Here is a 739-nt window from a genome sequence, read left to right on the forward strand (position 1 = left end):
GGTGGGTTGGCCCGGGTGCGGTCGCAGGCGCGGTTCCGCTGCCGATCAATTCCCAAACTGTACGCAAGTTCTTGCGAGCGGTTCGAATGCCACGATGAATGTTTCTCATGTATGCAAAGCCGGGCGATCAACAGCGGCCTCATCCTTGGGCGATCGGCAACTTGCACGCCATGCCCAGTAGGCCAAGAGCGAAGAGGCACAAAGGATAGTGGCGCTAACGCTGAAGGTGCTTTGGTAGCCGCTGCCGTCGTAGAAGAAGCCGCCGATAGTGGCCCCCAAAGTGATCGCCAACTGGATGATGGCGACCATGAGCCCTCCGCCACGTTCGGCATCGTCGGGCAGCATCTTGCTTAGCCAGGTCCACCAGCCGACGGGCGCGGCTGTGCCGATCAACCCCCACCCGGCGAGCAGTGCCGCGACGGCCGGCACCGCCCCTCCGAACAAGATGAGTCCGGTTGCAATCAGCGCCATGAACAGCGGCATCGCGATCAGAAGACCGTAGAGCCTGTTCTTCAGGAGCAGACCGATGAAGGAGGTCCCCAGGAGACCGGCGATGCCCATGATCAGCAGCAGCGAGGAAAGCGTGGATACGCTCACGTGAGTGACCGCTTCAAGGAATGGGCGCACGTAGGTGAACAGCGCGAACTGCCCCATGAAGAAGAACGCGACTGCGATCATCCCAAGGCCGACCTTCGGCAAGCGAAGGATTCCGAACACGGAGCCCCTGCGGCTGTCGTCC

The 739-nt window shown here is 61.7% G+C and carries 1 pseudogene; it reads right to left on the minus strand.

From position 1 onward, the window contains the following. Positions 1-105: 105 nt before the first annotated feature. Positions 106-739, minus strand: a pseudogene (locus IVB13_RS24970) (MFS transporter); the annotation flags it as partial.

The sequence above is a fragment of the Bradyrhizobium sp. 17 genome (assembly GCF_023073515.1).
GTDB classification, from domain to species: Bacteria; Pseudomonadota; Alphaproteobacteria; order Rhizobiales; family Xanthobacteraceae; genus Bradyrhizobium; species Bradyrhizobium canariense_D.